This is a genomic window from Methylophaga sp. F7 (assembly GCF_056863975.1).
In genome coordinates this window covers 551853-572263 of the sequence record NZ_CM166511.1, presented here as the reverse complement: position 1 = coordinate 572263, position 20411 = coordinate 551853, and the positions used below count along the sequence as shown (strand labels likewise).

Here is a 20411-nt window from a genome sequence, read left to right as displayed (position 1 = left end):
TTTTTTAACCATCCACTGGCGCCTGAAACACGGCCAAGATTTTTTTGTCTTCATCTGTTTCCGTTGTTAACAACAGTACCGGAGTAAAGCGGTATTGCGGTAACAGGCGCAGCATCGTTATGAATTCAGGTCCTGTCAGTTGCGGCATATTAAAATCACTTAATACCAGTTCAAATTGCTGCTCAGTTGCCATATCAATGGCCTGTTTACCATCTTCTGCGCACACCACATCATGGCCTGAATTCTGCAAAATAATCTGCAACATCTGTCTGAGCGAGGGTGAATCATCGACGACTAGAATCCGGGCCATGTTAGTTATTCTCCATTGAATCATTTTCGGCAACTGATGGCTGATCGGTCATTTTAAAAGATAGACCGGAAAGACTTACGGCATCCTGAAAGCTATCACTCATCACAGACCAGTGAACCTCAATATCATATTTCTCTGCCTGTTGCTGAAATTGGTAGAGTAATTGTAACGCCGCGGTATCAATACGTTGCAAACGACTGACATCAATAAATACGTTATTTCCTGCCAGCAGAATTTTTAAACAGTGCAAATACCATGACTCCAGCTGAGTAATGTTTAACTGTTCTCCACAATCAAGTTTTTCCGTTGTATTCGTCATATTTATAGCTTTTTTAATTACATTTTTTGCCGCAATACAATAATGACCGGACAAAAATGTCCGCTTGTGAGTTTATACAACCAATGTCGTATGCAAATTACCACATAACAAATCTAAGCAGAGACTATGCCAGGGTTTATTTATGTTTGCGTGCCCAGAGCATAGCGGTATGTTCATCTGCCAGTCGCTGCTCCAGTTTATGCTGACGTTGCTCGTCTTCTTTTTGATAGCGTTCTTTGAGGGATTCAATAGATCGTTGTTTATTTTTGGCTTCCAACCATAACTGCCGTTGTTTTTGGGTCTGCATAAAACACTGTTCGACGTGGCGCTGTTGCATTCGAATAGCGTTATCTAACTGGGCAAGAAATGATCTTAAGTCAATTGCTTTGCGAGCACTCATCTGTAAAGCATCGCCTTGTCGGAATTGCTGCAGGTACTCTTCGCGATAACGCAGTAAATCATTAAGCTGATGTTTTTCTTGCTCAAGCACGTTGTTGGCCTGAACCAGACTCTGCATGGCTTTATCGGTCTCGCGACCGGCCATTTCAATCACCGGTATCAGTTTGCTTGCCCGTGTCATATTGCTTTAGCACCCGAATCCGTCTTGTTATCCAAAATTAGAATTTACGTTGCTCCGCTGTCATCAGTTGTCCATTTAGTTGCTGTGAATTGCTCATCTGGCCAAAAGCCAGTTTTTGCAATGACTGCAGGCTACTGTTCCAATCATGCGCCACATGCATGTCCTGTTTCAACATTGCTGATAACGCTGGAAAACGATTAATCGCTTCATCAATTTGCTGATCGCTTCCTACCTGATAAGCACCAATGGTAATTAAATCCTGATTCTGCCGGTAAGTGGAATAGATTCGCTTGAATTGCTGGGCCAGCTGCAGTTGTTTGGCATCGACAACCTGTGGCATGACACGACTGATCGACGCTTCAATATCAATCGCCGGATAATGCCCGGCCTCAGCTAATTGTCGGGATAAAACAATGTGTCCATCAAGTATGGCACGAGCAGCATCGGCCACTGGATCCTGCTGATCATCACCTTCGGTAAGCACTGTATAAATTGCGGTTATTGCTCCACCACCGACTTCACCACTGCCAGCACGTTCAACAAGTTGCGGCAATAACGAAAAAACCGACGGAGGATAACCCTTGGTGGCTGGCGGTTCACCAACTGCCAAGGCAATTTCACGCTGAGCCTGGGCAAACCGTGTCAATGAATCCATTAATAACAAAACCTGCTTACCCTGATCGCGAAAGTATTCTGCAATACTGGTTGCCAACATGGCGCCATGCAAACGCATCAAGGGTGAGTGATCGGCTGGTGATGCGACAACCACGGCACGCTTTAAGCCTTCTTCACCCAGAATATCTTCAATAAACTCTTTAACTTCACGTCCCCGTTCACCTATCAGGCCCACCACGATCACATCGGCTTCAGTAAAACGCGTCATCATACCCAGCAATACACTTTTGCCGACGCCGCTCCCGGCAAACAGCCCCATCCTCTGACCACGTCCAACCGTCATTAATGTATTTATTGCTCTGACGCCTACATCCAGATGTTGTCTGACCGGTGCACGGGATAGTGGATTAACTGTTTTGCCATGTAGAGGGACTTTATCTTTTACGTTAAGCGGCCCACGTCCATCAAGCGGTTTTCCGGCACCGTCGACAATTCTACCCAGTAAAGCGTTACCAACGGGTACCTGAGAATCACTACGGATCGGCCTGACCCGGGCATTAGGGACTAAACCACGAATGTTGCCGGTAGGCATTAAATACAGTGTTTCATCATGAAACCCTACCACTTCCGCTTCGACAGGCTCTCTGCCAGGAGCATGAATTTCACAACGACTGCCAATTGAGGCTTGAAATCCAACGGCCTCAAGCGTCAAACCGACCATTCGGGTCAATCGTCCTTCCACGGTAATAGGTGTTTCATGATCGGCTGTGAGTCGCTCCAGCTGATGTTGCAACCTGTCATGCAAAGGTGTTGATTGGTTTGGCGATTCAGCTGGGTTCATGATGGTTGTCTTGACTTAATAACCGTGAAATTAAATTATTGAGTCGGGTTTCAACGGTGGCATCAATGGTGGTATCTGCCGTCACCAACTTGGCTCCCCCACGGCTTACTAGCGGATCCTCGTACCATTGCCAGCCGGTATCTTCATCCAGTTTCAAGCCGTTTTTCACCAGCTCCATATCTTCAGGGTTCAGATAAACTTTTAGCTGGCGATCACTGACGGGTAATACTGCAAGCGCTTCGCGCACAGCAGTCAAAACCAGTTCAGGGTTTTGCTGGAGTTCGTGATAAACCATTTGCCGCACCAGCAGACTGATCATCGACAGCAAATCTTGTTCAACAATTGAATCAACGCTCTTAAGCGGATTATTCAGAGTGTCAATCAAGGCTTTCCATTGTTGAGCCTGTTGCAGAATATCGGCTTCCCCGGCTTTCAATCCTGCTTCATGACCTTGCTGGTAACCTTCATCATAGCCCAGCTTAAAACCTTCTTCCTGTGCGGCCTGCTGAACAGCTTCCAATGCTTCAACAGTTAAAGGGTTGGTATTTTCAGCTTCAACATCCGACACCGATACCACGCGAGGAACTTCCCATCGCTCATAGGCATTGGCGAGTTCTTCGGCGGATAAAACGTTGGCATGTTGGGTGGTATAAAGATCATCAGATGAAGTCATCACCACCACCGCTACCTAATGCAATATCACCTTTATCGGATAACATCCGTGCGGTAGACAAAATGGATTTTTGCGCGGCCTCAACATCACTGATACGCACGGGTCCCATCGCTTCAAGATCATCACGTAGCATTTCTGCTGCACGCTGGGACATATTTTTAAGAAACTTCTCTTTGAGATTATCATCAGCGCCTTTAAGGGCAAGCTGAAGCTGATCGGTTTGAATTTCACGCATTAATGTTTGCATGCCACGATCATCCACATCAATCAGATTATCAAAGACAAACATCAAATCCTCGATATTCTGACCGAGATCCGGTTCGGATTCTTTGATTTTTTCCATAATGGCTGCTTCACGACTACCCTCAACAAAGTTAAGAATATCGGCAGCTGTTTTAGGCCCGCCAACGGTGGCAGTTTGTCCGCCAGCGTTACCGCTGAATTGTTTTTCCAGGATTTCATTCAGTTCATTCAGCGCTGCTGGCTGCACACCATCCAGTGTTGCCACCCGCAGTAAAATCGAGGCCTGATCACGTTCCGGAAACATACCAAGTACCTGAGCAGCCTGATCGGGATCCAGAAACGAACAGACTATCGCGACTATTTGGGGATGTTCCAGTCGTATTACTTCATAGATAGCACGAGCATCCATCCATTTTAACTGTTCCAGACCATTGGTATTACCACCGGAAAGAATCCGGTCAAGCAAACCTCCGGCACGTTCTTCACCCAGGGCTCCAACCAGCATTTTCCGCACATAGTCATGAGAACCAATGCCCAGACCGGTTTCTTGTTCTACCGTGGTGACAAAACTGCCTAAAACAGTCTCCACCTCACTACGCGTTACATTGTTCAAAGTCGCCATGACCTGACCGATTTTCTGAACTTCTTTCGGCCCCATATGCTTAAGCACCTGCGCAGCATCTTCCTCACCTATTGAGCGAAGAAATACTGCGGCTTTTTCAGTACCGGTTAATTTACGGGGTTGTTCGGCCATTATGCATCACTCGCTGCCCAGTTTTTTACGACCTGCGCTACCAGCGCAGGATCCTGCTGTACTAAACTGCGAATATTAGTCAAATGCTGTTCAACACGCTCAGAACCAGTCGTCAGTTTAGCAATATCCTCACCGTTTTTACTACTTGCTGCCAATACTTGCTCTGCTGACATTTCATCAGTATTTTCACCGCTCTGGTTGGCTAACTGTTTACTAGGAGATTTATTCAAATCTCTGAAAGCTGGACGTATCAGACCAAATATCAGGAATAACACGACCAATGCACCCAAGACTTGTTTACCCACGTCCCATACCCATGGTTGCTCCCACAGAGGGATACCTGGAAGCGGCTCGGCCTCAATCGGAGTAACAAATGGTGCGCTGACAACATTTAAACTGTCGCCTCGGGCCATATTGAAACCAATTGCGTCCATGACCAGCGTATTAATACGTGCCATTTGTGCATCGCTCATAGGTGTGGCGACAACATTACCCTCAGCGTCGGTAGTGGTCGGTTCGTCGACCAGTACAGCAACGCTCAGCTTGCGAATGTCGCCAGGTGCCAGACGGCTATGACTGATGGTGCGATCAAGTTCGAAATTACGTGTACTGCGACGAGTACTTGAGCCGGGTGTGACCGTTTCAGCTACCACTTCTCCATCTTCACCAACATTTTCCTGTGCTGCTTGTTCCGGTGCGACCCCACCACCAGGAGGTTGATTGGCCAGTGCTCCCGGCACACCCATAGGACCAAGTCCGCCAACGCGCTCTTCTTCAGCAAGTTGTTCGCTGCGTAATGCCGCCAGATCCGGGTTATAACTTTCCTGTGTTTGCTCTGTGACTGTAAAGTCAACATCTGCAACTACCTGCGCACGCACACCGTTCATCCCCACAATAGGCGTTAGGATATCTTCGATACGGCTGATATATAACTGTTCAAGTTTTTGCGTAAATTCCAGCTGCGTATCACTCAACGCCATACTGCTATCACGCTCTGGCTGACTCAATAAATTACCACGCTGATCAACAACGGTGACATCTGAGCTTTTCATATTGGGTATGCTGGCCGCCACCATATGAGTAACAGCGGCAATATGGCCACGCTCCAATGTTCTGCCTGCATAAAGATTGACCACAACCGAAGCAGTAGGTGGCTTACGTTCACGTACAAATACCGATTGCTTGGGGATCGCCAAATGCACACGGGCGCTGCGGACATTCTGCAACTCGCTCACTGAACGGGCAAGCTCCTGCTCCATTGCACGCTGATAGCGAGCCTGCTCAATAAACTGACTGGTGCCAAATCCCTGTTCCTGACTGAGGATTTCCATGCCTTGTGCGCTACTGCGCGGTAAACCTTCAGCCGCCAACCGTAAGCGTAATCCCTGAACTTCTGAAGCCGGAACCAGCAATGCCCCCGTAGTAGGGTCTAACTTATAATCAATTTGCATCTGTTGCAGCACATTGGCTACTTCAGAGGGTTCTTGAGCTTCCATTCCGGAAAACAACACCTGATAAGAAGGTGTTTGCGACCACATAAACACGTAACCGCCAACAGCAATACTGGCCGCGATCGCCAATAAAAACATGATCTGCTTGGTTATGGGTTGGCGGGAAATATTATTTTGCATAACTGCCAACGGGGTGTTTGCAGCAAATGTGTTCGTTTTTGTAGCAGGTGCATTTTCCATATTCAGGCTCTTCAATTAAACCAACGCCATTAAATCGACATTCTCATGACTTCCTGATAAGCCTCAATCAGCTTATTGCGGACCTGGACCGTGGCATCAAACGCCACACTTGATTTTTGGGAGGCAATCATGACATCGGTTAAATTGACTTTGGGATCACCCAATTCAAAAGCCGTTCGTAACTGACCTGCTGTTTGTTGTGTTTCATTTACTTTATCCACAGCATTTTTCATCAGATCACCAAAATCCACCCTGCCACTAGATAAATTCTGCTCAGCTGGCATTGGCATGGCCTGATTAGCCTGAGTTTGCATGGCCCGCATCTGCGTCAGTAACTGGTTAGGATCAATTGCTTTTATCATAATTATCTTCTCGCTTTGTATTGCTTGGTGGGCTGATTTGTTTATGCAGACTTCTTGCCAAATTTTCCGGGAATGGCAATGCCCTGTTCACGAAAACGTGAGATTTTGTAGCGTAAGGTGCGTTCACTTATACCTAATTCTTTTGCAGTCTCCCGGCGGCTGCCACGATGCTTTGCCAGGATGTCGAGAATATGACGCTGTTCGTGGCTGCGTAAATCATCTGCATTATCGAGGGGGCTAACAATCTCGCTATGCTCTGTAATTGGTGCCGGGGTTACCTCGTTAGTGGTTTGCTGAGTTCCTGACATGGCTTCATATGCCAAATCATCGGCGTTAATTACTGAACCGGTTTGTAAAATTAACGCCCGCTGCAGAACATTATCGAGTTCCCGAACATTTCCCGGCCAGCTGTGTTGCGACAGTTTTCTTTGTGCTTCACTGTCGAAATGCGGTGCGACCCGTCCACCATGCTGACAGTGACGTTCAAGTAACTGTTCGGCAAGTGGCACGATATCCTGAGGTCTTTCTCTCAAAGGCAATAACTGCAACGGAAAAACATTCAATCGGTAAAATAGATCCTCGCGGAAACGGCCGGCTTTGACTTCATCACGTAAAGTGCGGTTGGTAGTCGCCAGCACACGAACATCAAGAGAGAGGGTTTTTCTGCCCCCAGACGCTCCACTTCGCGCTCTTGCAATACGCGCAGTAATTTGGCCTGCAATGAAATATCCATCTCGGTAATTTCATCCAGCAAAATCGTGCCTTGATTAGCCTGCTCAAACTTACCAGCATAGGCTTGAGCTGCCCCAGTAAACGCGCCTTTTTCGTAACCAAACAGAGTGGCTTCAAGCATGGACTCCGGAATAGCTGCACAGTTAATGGCAATGAAAGGGCCGTCCTGACGTGGTGAATGCCGGTGAATAAAGCGTGCTAACACTTCTTTACCCGTACCACTTTCACCATTTATCAGAACGGTTGCGTCAGTCTCAGCAACACGTCTGGCCAATGCCTGTAAATCCACTGATGATTTGGCTGCTGCGACCATGTCATCACTGGCTGGCAGTATTCGCACGTAGCGTTGTACCCGCTGCAATAAATCATCAGCTTCAAACGGTTTCATTAAATAGTCGCAAGCCCCTTCGTGCATGGCTTCTACCGCACTTTGTACAGAACCATAAGCCGTCATCAGAACAACAGGTAATGAAGGCAACATCGCCCGGGCTTTTTTCAATAATGTATGACCATCCATCGGTTGCATCTGCAAGTCGCTGAGCAATAAGCCGATCGGTTCATTAGCCAGTTTATCCAAGGCCTTTTGCCCGTGATCGGTCGACGTAACTTTATAGCCCGCAAGTTCCAGCGTGTCACATAAAGCGGTACGTAAATTGGCATCATCTTCCACTACCATAATCATCGACTGATTCATGATTTCACTCCTGCTTGCATTTGTTCCTGAGAGGTATTAGATGGACGGTAAACAGGCAATCGCAGACAGAATGTGCTGCCTACACCCTGCTCGCTATCGAGCCAGAGCATACCTTTGTGAGCTCTGGCAACAGACTGCACCACAGCGAGTCCTAACCCGGTTCCTGAAGAACGCGTGGTATAGAAAGGCTGCAGTATCTTGTCGTAATCAGCTTCGGCGATGCCCGCACCATTATCTTCAATACTGATTTCAATAAACTGTTGTTGACCTTCTTCAGCATAATCAGCATGAATGGTTATTTTTCCTGTTTCCCCACAGGCCTGCCGGGCATTGTTGAGTAAATTATTCAGTGCACTGACCAAGGCTGGCTGACAGCCATAAATATAACCATCGTTCACCAGATTAATGACATGAACATTGAGCGATTCACTTTCCGGTTGTGCCACAAATTGCTGTACCAGTTCATCAATTAATGCATTCACACTTACCGGCGCAGTGCTATTCATATCACCCCGTGAAAATGCCAGCATATTGCGAACCAGCTGTTCCATATGGCTCAGGCTGTCATGTAAACGACGGGCAAATTTTAATTGTGTAGTTTGTTCAGTCTCAGGTTTGAGAAGAGGCGCCAGATATAAAGTGGCAGACGATAAAGGCGTACGAATTTGATGCGCCAGACGTGCCGCCATTTCCCCCATAGCTGATAATCGTTGCAGATGCGCAACCTTACGTTGTAATTGACGAGTCTCAGTAACCTCCTGCAGCAGGATAATCTGTCCAGGCTCTTTATCCAGCGGGCTGGTTGAAATATGTACCAGTCGACCATCTGCCAGTGAAACATCATGCCCATCATCTTCTCTGGGCTTGAACGCACGTTTGATAACATCAATCCAGCGTTGACCTGTCAACGGTTCGCCTAATAAATTAATCGCTACCTGGTTACAATCCTGAACCACACCCATTCCATCAATGACCACGACACCGCCAGGAATGACGGCAAGCAAACTGCTGAGACGATCTGCAATGCGGCTCTCTGAAGCGGATGTTTTTTGGGAATTTACCGGTGGTGTCCACAAAGGCTTATGTTCAGCGATATCAACCACATTACGTTTTGTTGGTTGTATTGCCTTTAACGCAACTTTATTTTCACTGTAAGGTGAGGATTCAGGCCATTTGAGGTTCATCTAATTTTGCTCCACTAAAGGGTTTCCAATAGTGAGCTAGCAAAATATATGCCCTATTTTTTATTCTTTATTTTTCAATATGTTATATTAAATAACTTTATTTCAGAGTCAAATTTCAGGCGCTATTTCAGCTGATTTCAATATCCCGTTGAATACCGTATTTTCGCATCTTTTCAACTAACGTCGTTCGGCGCATTTTTAATCTACTGGCTGCATGAGCTACAACCCCAGCCGCTTCATCCAGGGCCTGTTTGATCAGCAGATATTCCAGATTGGCCAGATGTTCCCTTAAATCCAAGCCATCTTCAGGTATGGTATCCATACTTAACAGCGCATCATCAGATTGCTGAAAACCATTCGCTGAAGCTGAAGCATCACTACCATTCGCTTTGGAGGATACTTTAAGCGCAGTGGGTGAGTGTGGCTGGGAATCAATTGCCGATGTAATAACTTCCGGGAGTGGTTCACCCTCAATCTGGTATTTCTCTGGCAGGTCATCAAAGTCTACCGTGCCGTAGGGATATAAAATGACGAGTCTTTCAACCACATTTGCCAGTTCCCGAACATTGCCGGGCCAGGTATAGCGGCATAATGATGCGATGGCCGTCGGAGTAAAGCGTACAGCTCCCCGGTTCTCATGTTCTATTCGCTGTATAAGCTCATGAATCAATAATGGAATGTCTTCAGGCCGCTCGCGTAAGGCAGGCATCTCAATAGGAAAAACGTTTAAGCGGTAAAACAGGTCTTCTCTAAAGCGGCCATCACCTATATGAGTTTCGAGATTACGATGGGTCGCGGCAATCACTCTGACATTGGCTTTTTGGGTTTTATTACTGCCTACGCGTTCAAAGGTTCTTTCCTGTAAAACTCTTAATAACTTAACTTGCATAGGCAGGGGCATATCACCAATTTCATCAAGAAACAGTGTTCCGCCTTCGGCCATTTCAAAACGACCTTTACGAGCAGTTATCGCACCAGTAAACGCACCCTTTTCATGGCCAAATAATTCGCTTTCCAGAAGTTCGCCGGGAATAGCACCGCAGTTTACCGGTACAAAAGGTTTATCGCGACGTGAGGAAAAATAATGCAGGTTGCGGGCAACCACCTCTTTACCCGTTCCAGATTCTCCTAAAATCAATACATTGGCTTCTGAATCAGAAACCTGATGTATCATTTTCTGAACCCGTTTCATCTTTGTACTGTTGCCCACCAGCGAACGAAATAACGGTTCTGTCTCAGCTTGATTATCAGCCTGGTTCCTGTAAACCGAAGCTTGTTGGATTGCATTGTTTAGCTGAAGGTATTTGATGGGATAATTTAAGCTGCCGATGGAGCCGGGAAATTCTCTGATTAAAGCTTCTGGATAATCGAGTGTAAACACCGGGATCCTTGCTTCATGATTAATAAGCTCACGTAATAACTGTTTTGTCGGGCTAACACCACCACAATCACCAACCAGCGCTAAAGCAATATCATTCAAATCATTAACGCTATCAAACCAGTTTTCCATATCATTCACCACGACAGCGTGGCAATTTACGAACGCAATAAGCGTGGAAAGTGTTTCTCGGCGTTGTGGGTCAATATCTATCACCAAGATATTACACGCATTCATAACTGCTCCTGAAGGCAAGCTCTTTCTGAACCTGCTGGTATTACGTTAGGGATTTAGTTAATTCAAGTTAAGCACTTTGCAGTTAGTTGTCAAAAAAATGACACTGTAAATGGGAACTTTTTCAGAAACAAGCGCGCTAACTAATTGGATTGATAAGCCGTTACGGCTTTATGGGTGAATTTTGCATTACGCATTTGAAGTTGTAGAGACTGTTTTCCTTCCTGGCAATGCGCAATCAGTTCATTGTTGGTGTCGATAAGTGTTTGCAGCAATGTTGCCTGGCCTTCAATTTCTGGAGAATCGTCATCTAATGGAAATATCGACTGCAACAGTATTTGCCTTTTTTTATCAATTTCTGGCAATTCATTCCATTGTTTCTGCTTAGCCATAGCCAGCATATTTTGAGTAAGTTGCACCGCTTGGTGCAGGGAGTTAAGTTTATCGCTGAAATGTGTCATAAATGATTAGTGATAATCAGCCGGAATATTATCCCAACCAGCTTTCACTTCCATTAAAAGGCTGCTGACTTCATCCAGAATTGCAACATCATTACTAACATTTGCTTCAAGCAAACGTCGCCCCATATATTCGTACAAGGCATCCAGGTTAGCAGCAACTTCACCACCTTTTTGAGCATCAAGGCTGGTTCGTAAGCCTTGGATAATATTCATGCCCCAAGTAATCTGCCGACTTTTTTCAGCAATATCATTTCGGTCGATACATCCCTTGGCGGTAGCAATTTTAGATAGCGCCCCCTCCATTAACATCTGAATAATACGATGCGGTGAGGCAAAGTTAACTTCTGACTCTACGGCTCCTCGACCATAACCTTCCAGTGCTTTTTTATTGATCATGTTTTGCATCATCCTAATTTCGCTCTGTGTTACTTATTATTATTCAATGAAGCTAATTGTTGCGTTAAAAAGCTCGACGTATTATTAAGGCTGCTCACCAGAGTATCAAGCGCAGTAAATTGAGCTCGGATTCTGGCTTCTACAGAAATCATTCGATCTTCCATTCGTAAAATCTGGTCATCAATTCCCTCGACTTGAGTCTTCAGACCGTCTTCACGAGCATCAATCAATCCATCGCTGGCTAACCAACCATTGGCAAGGGTTGATAGTTTTGCTGCAAACCCACCATTCTCTGAGGCAAATAAATTGGTAAAAGATTCAAAATCGGTATTCATAATTTCAGTAATACGATCCGAATCAACCTCCATAACGCCCTGTTTATTGATTGAGACACCCGCTTCTATCAGATAACTAAAAGAGGAACCGTCAATTGATGAACCAGCATTTAAAACATCAAAAATTTGCCGTTCTAACGATAAAAGAGTGCTATCAGCTTCCAGCTGTCCATCGCGTTGCTTGTTAATTTCTGTTCGTAAAGCATTGAAGGCAGCTGCAAAGGCTTCAACAGATTCGAGAATTTTCTCATCATCCCGAGTTACACTTAACGTTGATGAGCCTATAGAAGCAGCATTGATAGTCACACCATCAATAGCGCCCGTAATTGTATTGGTGCTACTACTGACATTAAAACCGTCTATCCGGATAAGGGCATTTTGAGCTGAAGAAATGGCCGCCCGAAATTCCACTCCGCCTTCTGGATTATAGGCTAAGGCAGATAGACCAGCTTCATCAGTATTGCCACCATCACTGTCTGTTACACTTATCCGCAGAGCATTATCTGTTCCGGTTTCTTTAGAAGAGAGAACCAGACGAGCACCATCGTCACCAGTAACAATTGTCGCAGAGACACCGGTGTTATCAGCTGCATCATTAATTGCATCACGTATACCAGCCAAAGTGTTATTGCTACTATCAATTGTTAACGCAAAACTCTCAGATCCAATATTGATATTAAGCGTACCCTCACCAACGACGGTGTTGGAATCGGTGTAGGCTTGGGTAGCAATTTTATCCCTTTCTGCCAGCCTAACCACCTCAATATTGTAATTTCCAGCAACAGCACCATTTGAAACTGAACTGGTAAAAACAGAATCACTTCCACTAGTGGCTTGATATACCTGAAACTTCTCAGGTGAATTAAGATTAGCCATTGCTGATTGAAAATCAGCAACTTTACTCTTTAGCGAGCCATAAGCACTTATCTGAGCATTAATAAATGACTTTTTAGACGTTAAGTTGTCGATAGGCTGACGCTCAATCTCCATCAACTTAGTGACAATATCGTTTACATCTAAGCCAGACCCGATGCCTGGTGCTTGTATTGTAGCCATGATAACGCTCCCGATTAGTGTGTAATTTTAAGCAAATTACACGCCAATCAAACTCTCATCTCCAGCAACATGCCGCGATATTCTTCCAAAGAGCTACGAACGACTAATAACTCTTCAGCGGGTATTTGTCTGATTAATTCATCCGTTTCAGAATCAATCACTTTAATAACCGTATCGCCACTTTTATCATCTACTGAAAATTGTAAAGAACGATTCAAGTTTTGCATGTAGCTATTAAGCTCAACTACTCTCTCCTGAATCGCTGCTAATTGCTCTTCCGTGGCTTCCAGCTGTTTGGATAGCATCTTCGGTTGAGCCAATGGATTGACTCGTTGTGTTGAAGCAAGCCCTGAAACAACTTCAGCAGGAACATTACTGCCCTGCTGAATATTGCCAGAATTTGGTAATGACAACGAATCAGTTTTAACTGTTAAATCGTTGGTAGTCATTCCTTCATCCTCCAAGAATATCGGGTAAGCTTTTCCCGGCTATTTGCCGGGAAAGCCTCCCGGTAACTTATCCGAGTAATGAAAGTGCTGTCTGAGGCAGGGTATTAGCCTGCGCCAGGATTGAAACACCAGCCTGTTGCAAAATTTGCGAACGCGTCAGGTTAGCTGTTTCAACAGCAAAGTCAGCATCTTGGATACGGCTCCGTGCTGCAGTCAGGTTTTCTGCATAGTTTTGCAGGTTAGAGATAACCGCTTCAAAACGATTTTGCAGAGCACCGTATGTGGCACGTGATTGGTTAACAGTATCCAGAGCGGTACTCAAGTTAGCAAGTGCTCCAGAAGCCGCACCAGCAGTACTTACGTCAATTGTACCTGTTGCCGCCAAATCAGCTGAATAGCCGGCAATAGCAGTCATACTAACAGTTGATACCGACAATTGATTTGTTGCAGCACCACTTGCACCGACTTGGAATGTCAATGAGTTGGCAGCACTCAGCAGACCATTACCGGCAAATTCAGTAGTCTGAATAATACGTGAGATTTCTTGAGTTAACTGGTTAACCTCAGCTTGGATACCTGTACGGTTACCGGTGGTGGCGTTGGCAGACTGTACCGCTAGCTCACGGATACGTTGCAAGTTATTACCAATTTCACCTAATGCACCCTCAGCAGTTTGACCGAGGGAAATACCATCAGATGCATTACGAACTGCTTGGTTGGTACCACGAATATCACGAGTCAGCTGTTCAGCGATGAACAAACCGGCTGCATCGTCTTTCGCGCTGTTGATACGCAGACCAGATGATAAACGTTGCAGTGATTGATTCAGACTGCCTTGTGATGCTTCAAGATTACGCTGTGCATTTAATGATGCCAGATTCGAGTTAACAATAACCGCCATGAGAATTCTCCTAGGCTTTTAAGGGCATTTTGCCCCACTAAACATGGCGGACAGACTGTGGAAAACCCAGTATTTACCGCCTCCGAAATGTTTAGCGACCTGCGATTATTTTTCTTTAATCTTTTTTTCAAATAAACCAGAATCCACCCAAAGCATGTCTTTCCAGGAACTTTGAAGCCATCATAATTAGCCCTGCAATAGGGTTAATGCACTCTGTGGCAAACTGTTGGCCTGTGCCAGAATTGATGTACCTGCCTGCTGCAGTATCTGAGCACGAGTCAATCGGGCTGTTTCAGCCGCAAAATCGGCATCTTCAATCCGACTACGTGCAGCAGTCAAATTCTCGGCATAATTCTGCAGATTAGATATAACGGCTTCAAATCTGTTCTGCAAAGCACCGTAGGTTGCACGAGTCTGGTTAACCGTATCAATATCAGTTGATAATCCTGATAATGCTGCAGAGGCATTTGACGCATCACTAACATTGATTGTTCCGGTTGCAGTTAGGTCTAATGAATAACCACCAATACCGGTAATATTAACCGTATCCAGAGTCACTTGGTTATTTGTTGAACCACTGGCACCAACCTGGAAGACCAGAGAGGTTGCCCCACTTAATAGCTTGGTTCCACTAAACTCAGTGGTTTGAACAATACGCGAAATTTCCTGGGTCAACTGATCTACTTCTTTTTGTAAACCGCTGCGATCACCAACCGTTGCGTTTGACGCCTGGATAGCAATTTCACGAATCCGCTGAAGATTGTTGGCTACCTGGCCTAACGCACCCTCAGCAGTCTGTCCTAATGAAATACCATCTGCTGCATTACGAACAGCTTGGTTTGTTCCCCGAATATCTCGAGTAAGTTGTTGAGCCACAAAAAGACCAGCAGCATCATCTTTGGCGCTGTTAACTCGCAAACCAGAGGATAAACGTTGTAAAGCTGTATTCAGATCATTTTGCGAAGTGCTCAGGTTACGCTGAGCATTCAAAGATGCCAGATTACTATTGACGATTAGTGCCATAACACTCTCCCTAATTGAGCGATTCTATTCAGAACCTGCCGGCGTTCCGAACAGGTATGAATTCAACTAAGCAGTGTTCGTGCCAATAATCTTTATTTTTTCAATATGGTAAGCGTAAACCTAGAAAAATAAAGGGCCAAACTGGCCCTATAGATTTGGTATTAATTTCTTGTCAGAGCCTCAAGCCATTCATCCAGATGATCCTCAAGCATGTAATGCTTGAGAACCCATGCCTTTAACGCTGAACCGGCATCAGCTAATGCCGCTTTATCGGCCAATATTTGCCGGATTGCCGCCACCCATTCATCTACTTGATTTTGCACATAAATAACTGGGGGATTGTTGGTACGATACGGATAAATATCGGTACAGATAACCGGCCAGCCTAATACTCCATACTCTAATAACCGTAGATTACTTTTTGATTCATTAAAAGGATGTAGTTCCAGTGGCGCGATAGCCAGATCCAGATTCAAGCTGGCAAGTTTTGCAGGGTAATCGGCAATTGGTACAAAATGATGATACTCATGGACATAAGGCTTAATATTTTCTGGACACATGCCCATAAATATCCAATCCACCTCATCTGCAGTCGCCTTAACTACTTCAAACATTATGGCCAGATCACCTTGATGCTGCTGCGCGCCAGCCCATCCCACACGTGGCTTGATACCTTGGTTAGATAGTGAACTAAGTGATAGCCATGGTTCTTTTGGTAGTCGATTAGGAACCACTCTTATATCATCAATCATTCCAACACAAAGGTCTGCTAAAGGTTGTGTAGAGACAATTAAACGATCTGAGGATTGTAATGCACGGCGCATCCTAGATTTTGCGTCAGCAAAATGACGCTTTATTTCTTTATAGGCTGAACTCTGCTCCGGCACGTTAGTAAGTAAATCATCAATACTATAAACCCGGAAAACCTCGGGTAAAAATTCTTTAAGCTGGTCTAATTGTTTAAGTTGGAGATCATTTAAAGCGGCATGAAACACCACTGTCTCCGGTGCAATGCGAGCATATTCCGAGATCATAATCGGTTTGGTGAAATTATGATTAAATCGATAATATTCACATTGTGCCAATGCTGCATGACTAAGAGCACTAAAAGGTTGAATCACTCTGTAATCACCACTTCCACCAGCTAATGGCAGCCCAAGCACACGATTTCTATCATGAAAATTGGTATCCCAATTAGTGGGCATTTGGGCTTCGATTTGGATTTCTCTGGTTGCAAGAGTCAAATGACGGTTAAAGTAAGGATCATTGGCTATCTGAGGAAGCCACTTTTTCAACATAAATGTTTTTTCACGCAGAAATCTTCGGGAATTTTCGTCAGCTCTTGGAGAAAATTCGCTTATTTGACTGACACTTCCGTGATGGACTAAGACTGTATAAGGAGTCCAAGTCACTAAGTATCCCTTTTCCCGTACCTCTAGACATAAATCAATATCGTTATAGGAAATAGCCAGATTTTCCTCGTCCATCCCCCCGACATCATCATAAATAGATTTTCGAATCATCAAACAGGCAGCTGTTACAGCAGAAAAGTTTTGATCTAAATGTGCGCGGTCCATATAGCCTGATTCGTGTATATCCCGCACTCCTAAGAAAAGATGATCCGCAACACTATCCATGCCCAAAATAACACCCGCATGCTGCACTAATCCTGACTCGGGGTAAACTAAACGTGCTCCGACAATGCCAACATCCGGCCGTTGTGCATGTCTGACCATTCTATCTAACCATTCGGCGTGCAAAATTTCCGTATCATTATTTAAGAACAGTAAATATTCGCCGTTTGCCTCTTTTGCGGCTAAGTTGCTTATTGCTGCATAATTAAATGGGTAGGGATATTCCAGTCGCCTAACCCGCTCACCGTAGTTTGCTTGAAGCACATTAATATATTCCAAAATATCTGGATCTTCGCTTTGGTTATCGACAATAATCAGCTCAAAGTTTGAATAAGTCGTTTTCAGAAGCAGAGAATCAACGCATGGTCGGAGATACTCAATTTTATCTTTTGTTGGAATAATGATAGAAACTAGAGGTGATACAGGCCACTCATACTCTACTCGAACGCTATTTTGTGCCAGCCCTGGTTCTAGGTATGCATTTATACCCAAACGCTTTAAATGCTGTTCTACAGCCATCTGCATTGTGGGTTGGTTCATTTGCCCTTGAATCGTTTCTGGAAGGTGAATCAACACATCACTAATATGACCTATTGCAGAAGATCCTAACAATTCAAAGGCTTTAAACGTGAGGCCATAATTTTCATGCGCAGGCAACATGTCAAATCCGCCTAAACTTCTGAACAGGTTACTCTCGCACAGCACTAAACCTGCATAATCTTTGCTTCTCAACATATCGAGATTAAAGTCCGGCTTAAACCGTGGAGTGTGCCTTGTTCCATTAGCGGAAATTAAATCATCATCGCTGTAGAATAATTTTTGCTGTGGATATTGATCAATATAGTCTCCCATACTCAAAAATGTATGCGCTTCAAACTGCACACCTGCCGGTACAAACATGGCCCAACCATCTGACTGCTTCATTATCAAATTATTCAGAAAAACGTATGGGTCTTGTTCAGCAGGGAAACTTTGCCACTCCAACACATCCAGCTCATCAAACATCACATCGGGTGCAAGTCCATCAGCAATAACCGTTAGCTTCCAATTGTGATAGAACTGTTTTGCAAGTGAGTCAATGGTATTCGCTAAAAGATTTTCCTCCCCCTCAAACATAAACATATACAAATGGAATGTTGGCTGAACTGACCAACTCATCATTCTTTCTGCATGAAGTTGGGCATCAATTTCTAGTAAGGCATGATTTTTAATCCAACGTTGATAATCAATATTTAACTGCCACTCATAAATTTCTGATCGGAGTTGAAGTGCAAGGGCTTTTTGCTCGACGATCTGTTTGTGATCAAGCAGGGCTTTCATTAAATCATGGAGCTCAACGGCATCCTCAGGACTGATTGCATTTTTATAGCGCTGAACAATTGCATCGAAGGCCGCTTTACACACAGTGATTAAAAACAGTTCTCTATCTTCTGCAGAAGAGAAAATATTTCTCCTCTTTTCCAACATTGACCGTGCAAGTGACAGTAATGGTAGTCCCGTCTGATTCTGTACAGGAAAAAGTTGACTGTTAATCAGGTCACGGATTTTTTCCGCTTGAGGGTTGATATGCTGCGGTTGAATATTTTTAAAACAAAACTGACAAATTTGCTCAATTTCCTTTAGATTCAGCAGCTCCTCACCTTCAGTGGATAAAATATCAAACAGCAATTCTTTCAATGCGGATTCAGTGAATTCATAGCCTAACGATTTCATCCAGTTGACTAAATCAGCCTCTTGAAACAACGTCAACTGAGCATAGGTAGCCACTTTAAGTAAGACCACAAGCACGACGCGTTTAATGTTGTCTCTTTTGGCTTCAATGGGCACCCCAAAGCTCTCTGCATAACGTTGACCTTCTGTATGGGTCAACCAGTCAGCCGTGTTCAATAAGCTCCCCGGAGAAAGTTTGAACATGGAGGTTGCAAGTGCCATAAACACATTTATATAGTTGGGATTGGGGGTTGTTTTGATATACCAATGACGTTCAGCTGGCTCTTCCAAAAAAGCCACACTGTTTTGCACATGTAAGGCTGTCATTTGAGCGTCATGTCGTCGCCAGACACCACCCATTGTGCCGGTATAACAGCCGATACCATATTTATCTTCTAGTAGTTTCAAGACAAATTGTTCACCTACTTGCTTTAATGGTGACGCCACTAAAGCCTCATATCCATATTGCAAGCATTCGGTTCGGAACGCCGCCATATGCAAGGGAACAAAGTTGAATATAGTCAGGAAAGGACCGATAAAAAGAGGGCCGGAACGATCCGGGGAAAACGGAAAACGATTGTGATCGTATCGCGTTTTGGTTTGCTCTATATATTGTTGCCAGTTAAAAAAAACAAACGGACTTTCAGGATGAATTTTAAATTGCTCAAGTGCATCCTCAACAAAGTTATGCTCTAGAAAATCATCAGCCTGAAGGAAGGAAAAATATTGGCTATTCGCTTGTCGAATTGCATAAATGCTATTTGCCGTACCACCAATATTTTTTTCATGGACAAACAATGACACTCGAGGATCTTCAAGATAGGGTTCGATCACCTCAAACGTATTGTCGGTTGAACCATTATCGTAAATCATTAACTTCCAATGCGGGGAAGTTTGATTGATAACCGACTCAAGTGCCTCACCTATAAAATGTCCATAGTTATAACTGGTGATGCCGATGGTTAATATTCCGTCCTGCTTTATTGTTGTCATTGTTTCTTCCTGAGGTGGTATCTGATGTTGGACTATATGAGTTTACTTTCTCAACAGATAACCATCTGGCGATCCTGTCAGCACCACTTTATGTTCTAATTCTTTATCCATTTCAAACATCAGTCTTTCTCCATCTGCTGCTTCAACTGATTCCGTTTCAAGTTTTTTCAGATAGGCCCAAACAGCCGTTTTGGGATTATTTCCCTTTCCCCAGGGGCGTTGAGACGTCATATCGTCTGGAGCATCCTCTATTACCGTATCACCTACCATGCAATAACTGCCCGGACTCACTAAGGGGGCATAAGCTTCAAGCTCGGCTAAAACATGATCATGCGTATGATTACTATCAAGACACACCATGATCCTTTTGTAATCTTTCGCAAACTCTTTTACCTGAGCAATAATGCTCTCATCAATGCTTGAGCCTTCTAGCATGGTAATTTTTTTACTCAAGGGATGACTGGCCAAAGCGACTTTATTATGGGGTCTGATTTCAACATCTATTCCCAGCACATGGCCTTTGTCTATTTCGTCACATGCTTCCAGAATAGCGAGCATTGATGCACTATGGATCAAGGTTCCTCCCCAAGCGATACCGGCTTCGATTATCAAGTCGGGTTTCACCTTCCAGATAATTTCCTGAAGAGCATATAAATCCTGAGGTATCTGGATTATCGGCACACCTAACCAGGTAAAGTTATAAACATAATCTGCTTTTCCAATGCCAATCTGGTTAAAAAACTCTTGAGAGGCTGATTGTAATGGTTGATTGTCAGGATATTGACGGACACGATCGGTAATATCTTGTTTAAATTGTTCTAACGGCGTTTTTTCCATGCTTTT

Annotated in this window: 18 protein-coding genes and 1 pseudogene; all 19 read right to left on the bottom strand. The window is 44.5% G+C overall.

All coding sequences use genetic code 11. The annotated features are described in order from the left end of the window. Positions 1–4: 4 nt before the first annotated feature. The 19 genes and pseudogenes from AC08OG_RS02905 to AC08OG_RS02815 all read right to left on the bottom strand — a co-directional run bounded on the left by AC08OG_RS02905 (position 5) and on the right by AC08OG_RS02815 (position 20405). Positions 5–310 carry a response regulator gene (locus AC08OG_RS02905; RefSeq protein WP_482930035.1) on the bottom strand — a complete coding sequence of 102 codons (306 nt, stop codon included), beginning with the start codon at positions 308–310 and terminating at the stop codon, positions 5–7. A 1-nt stretch (position 311) separates the two neighbouring features. Beyond that, entirely contained in the window at positions 312–629 is a 318-nt protein-coding gene (locus tag AC08OG_RS02900) for an STAS domain-containing protein (RefSeq protein WP_292356279.1), read from the bottom strand. Positions 630–765: 136 nt separating this feature from the next. After that, positions 766–1209 carry a flagellar export protein FliJ gene (fliJ, locus tag AC08OG_RS02895; RefSeq protein ID WP_292356277.1) on the bottom strand — a complete coding sequence of 148 codons (444 nt, stop codon included), beginning with the start codon at positions 1207–1209 and terminating at the stop codon, positions 766–768. Between the two features lie 37 nt (positions 1210–1246). After that, a complete protein-coding gene (gene fliI, locus AC08OG_RS02890; protein WP_292356275.1) occupies positions 1247–2665 on the bottom strand; it encodes a flagellar protein export ATPase FliI in 1419 nt (472 codons plus the stop codon). Next, on the bottom strand, positions 2652–3338 hold the full coding sequence (locus tag AC08OG_RS02885) for a flagellar assembly protein FliH (protein WP_292356273.1): 687 nt from the start codon (positions 3336–3338) through the stop codon (positions 2652–2654). The genes fliI and AC08OG_RS02885 overlap by 14 nt, the downstream gene beginning before the upstream one ends. Further along, positions 3325–4335 carry a flagellar motor switch protein FliG gene (gene fliG, locus AC08OG_RS02880; RefSeq protein WP_292356271.1) on the bottom strand — a complete coding sequence of 337 codons (1011 nt, stop codon included), beginning with the start codon at positions 4333–4335 and terminating at the stop codon, positions 3325–3327. Before fliG ends, AC08OG_RS02885 begins: the two co-directional genes overlap by 14 nt. Continuing rightward, on the bottom strand, positions 4335–6026 hold the full coding sequence (gene fliF / locus AC08OG_RS02875) for a flagellar basal-body MS-ring/collar protein FliF (protein WP_292356269.1): 1692 nt from the start codon (positions 6024–6026) through the stop codon (positions 4335–4337). Before fliF ends, fliG begins: the two co-directional genes overlap by 1 nt. A gap of 29 nt (positions 6027–6055) precedes the next feature. Then, the gene (gene fliE, locus AC08OG_RS02870; protein WP_292356267.1) at positions 6056–6388 is read right to left on the bottom strand and encodes a flagellar hook-basal body complex protein FliE; all 333 of its coding nucleotides are present in this window, start codon (positions 6386–6388) and stop codon (positions 6056–6058) included. Between the two features lie 41 nt (positions 6389–6429). Next, positions 6430–7814 (bottom strand): annotated as a pseudogene (locus AC08OG_RS02865) (sigma-54-dependent transcriptional regulator). Further along, the gene (locus tag AC08OG_RS02860; protein ID WP_292356263.1) at positions 7811–8998 is read right to left on the bottom strand and encodes a sensor histidine kinase; all 1188 of its coding nucleotides are present in this window, start codon (positions 8996–8998) and stop codon (positions 7811–7813) included. The pseudogene AC08OG_RS02865 and the gene AC08OG_RS02860 overlap by 4 nt, the downstream one beginning before the upstream one ends. Before the next feature lie 127 nt (positions 8999–9125). After that, a complete protein-coding gene (locus tag AC08OG_RS02855) occupies positions 9126–10613 on the bottom strand; it encodes a sigma-54 dependent transcriptional regulator (protein ID WP_292356261.1) in 1488 nt (495 codons plus the stop codon). Between the two features lie 140 nt (positions 10614–10753). Then, on the bottom strand, positions 10754–11071 hold the full coding sequence (locus AC08OG_RS02850) for a flagellar protein FliT (protein ID WP_292356259.1): 318 nt from the start codon (positions 11069–11071) through the stop codon (positions 10754–10756). Positions 11072–11077: 6 nt separating this feature from the next. Continuing rightward, positions 11078–11467 carry a flagellar export chaperone FliS gene (gene fliS / locus AC08OG_RS02845; RefSeq protein WP_292356257.1) on the bottom strand — a complete coding sequence of 130 codons (390 nt, stop codon included), beginning with the start codon at positions 11465–11467 and terminating at the stop codon, positions 11078–11080. 29 nt (positions 11468–11496) lie between these two features. Further along, complete coding sequence (gene fliD / locus AC08OG_RS02840; RefSeq protein WP_292356255.1) at positions 11497–12858, bottom strand: flagellar filament capping protein FliD; 1362 nt, start codon at positions 12856–12858, stop codon at positions 11497–11499. Between the two features lie 47 nt (positions 12859–12905). Beyond that, on the bottom strand, positions 12906–13307 hold the full coding sequence (locus AC08OG_RS02835) for a flagellar protein FlaG (protein ID WP_292356253.1): 402 nt from the start codon (positions 13305–13307) through the stop codon (positions 12906–12908). A gap of 67 nt (positions 13308–13374) precedes the next feature. Further along, entirely contained in the window at positions 13375–14208 is an 834-nt protein-coding gene (locus tag AC08OG_RS02830; RefSeq protein WP_292356252.1) for a flagellin N-terminal helical domain-containing protein, read from the bottom strand. Between the two features lie 186 nt (positions 14209–14394). Next, positions 14395–15231 (bottom strand): flagellin N-terminal helical domain-containing protein, encoded by an 837-nt coding sequence (locus AC08OG_RS02825; protein ID WP_014707546.1) that lies wholly within the window; start codon positions 15229–15231, stop codon positions 14395–14397. A gap of 161 nt (positions 15232–15392) precedes the next feature. Beyond that, entirely contained in the window at positions 15393–19568 is a 4176-nt protein-coding gene (locus tag AC08OG_RS02820) for a glycosyltransferase (protein WP_292356248.1), read from the bottom strand. A 42-nt stretch (positions 19569–19610) separates the two neighbouring features. Further along, on the bottom strand, positions 19611–20405 hold the full coding sequence (locus AC08OG_RS02815; RefSeq protein WP_292356246.1) for a cephalosporin hydroxylase family protein: 795 nt from the start codon (positions 20403–20405) through the stop codon (positions 19611–19613). Positions 20406–20411: the final 6 nt, after the last annotated feature.

Bases quoted from the DNA above. Each gene is read 5' to 3' on its own strand.
- AC08OG_RS02905 (WP_482930035.1), bottom strand. From the start codon at position 310: ATGGCCCGGATTCTAGTCGTCGATGATTCACCCTCGCTCAGACAGATG.
- AC08OG_RS02900 (WP_292356279.1), bottom strand. From the start codon at position 629: ATGACGAATACAACGGAAAAACTTGATTGTGGAGAACAGTTAAACATT.
- fliJ (WP_292356277.1), bottom strand. From the start codon at position 1,209: ATGACACGGGCAAGCAAACTGATACCGGTGATTGAAATGGCCGGTCGC.
- fliI (WP_292356275.1), bottom strand. From the start codon at position 2,665: ATGAACCCAGCTGAATCGCCAAACCAATCAACACCTTTGCATGACAGG.
- AC08OG_RS02885 (WP_292356273.1), bottom strand. From the start codon at position 3,338: ATGACTTCATCTGATGATCTTTATACCACCCAACATGCCAACGTTTTA.
- fliG (WP_292356271.1), bottom strand. From the start codon at position 4,335: ATGGCCGAACAACCCCGTAAATTAACCGGTACTGAAAAAGCCGCAGTA.
- fliF (WP_292356269.1), bottom strand. From the start codon at position 6,026: ATGGAAAATGCACCTGCTACAAAAACGAACACATTTGCTGCAAACACC.
- fliE (WP_292356267.1), bottom strand. From the start codon at position 6,388: ATGATAAAAGCAATTGATCCTAACCAGTTACTGACGCAGATGCGGGCC.
- AC08OG_RS02860 (WP_292356263.1), bottom strand. From the start codon at position 8,998: ATGAACCTCAAATGGCCTGAATCCTCACCTTACAGTGAAAATAAAGTT.
- AC08OG_RS02855 (WP_292356261.1), bottom strand. From the start codon at position 10,613: ATGAATGCGTGTAATATCTTGGTGATAGATATTGACCCACAACGCCGA.
- AC08OG_RS02850 (WP_292356259.1), bottom strand. From the start codon at position 11,071: ATGACACATTTCAGCGATAAACTTAACTCCCTGCACCAAGCGGTGCAA.
- fliS (WP_292356257.1), bottom strand. From the start codon at position 11,467: ATGATCAATAAAAAAGCACTGGAAGGTTATGGTCGAGGAGCCGTAGAG.
- fliD (WP_292356255.1), bottom strand. From the start codon at position 12,858: ATGGCTACAATACAAGCACCAGGCATCGGGTCTGGCTTAGATGTAAAC.
- AC08OG_RS02835 (WP_292356253.1), bottom strand. From the start codon at position 13,307: ATGACTACCAACGATTTAACAGTTAAAACTGATTCGTTGTCATTACCA.
- AC08OG_RS02830 (WP_292356252.1), bottom strand. From the start codon at position 14,208: ATGGCGGTTATTGTTAACTCGAATCTGGCATCATTAAATGCACAGCGT.
- AC08OG_RS02825 (WP_014707546.1), bottom strand. From the start codon at position 15,231: ATGGCACTAATCGTCAATAGTAATCTGGCATCTTTGAATGCTCAGCGT.
- AC08OG_RS02820 (WP_292356248.1), bottom strand. From the start codon at position 19,568: ATGACAACAATAAAGCAGGACGGAATATTAACCATCGGCATCACCAGT.
- AC08OG_RS02815 (WP_292356246.1), bottom strand. From the start codon at position 20,405: ATGGAAAAAACGCCGTTAGAACAATTTAAACAAGATATTACCGATCGT.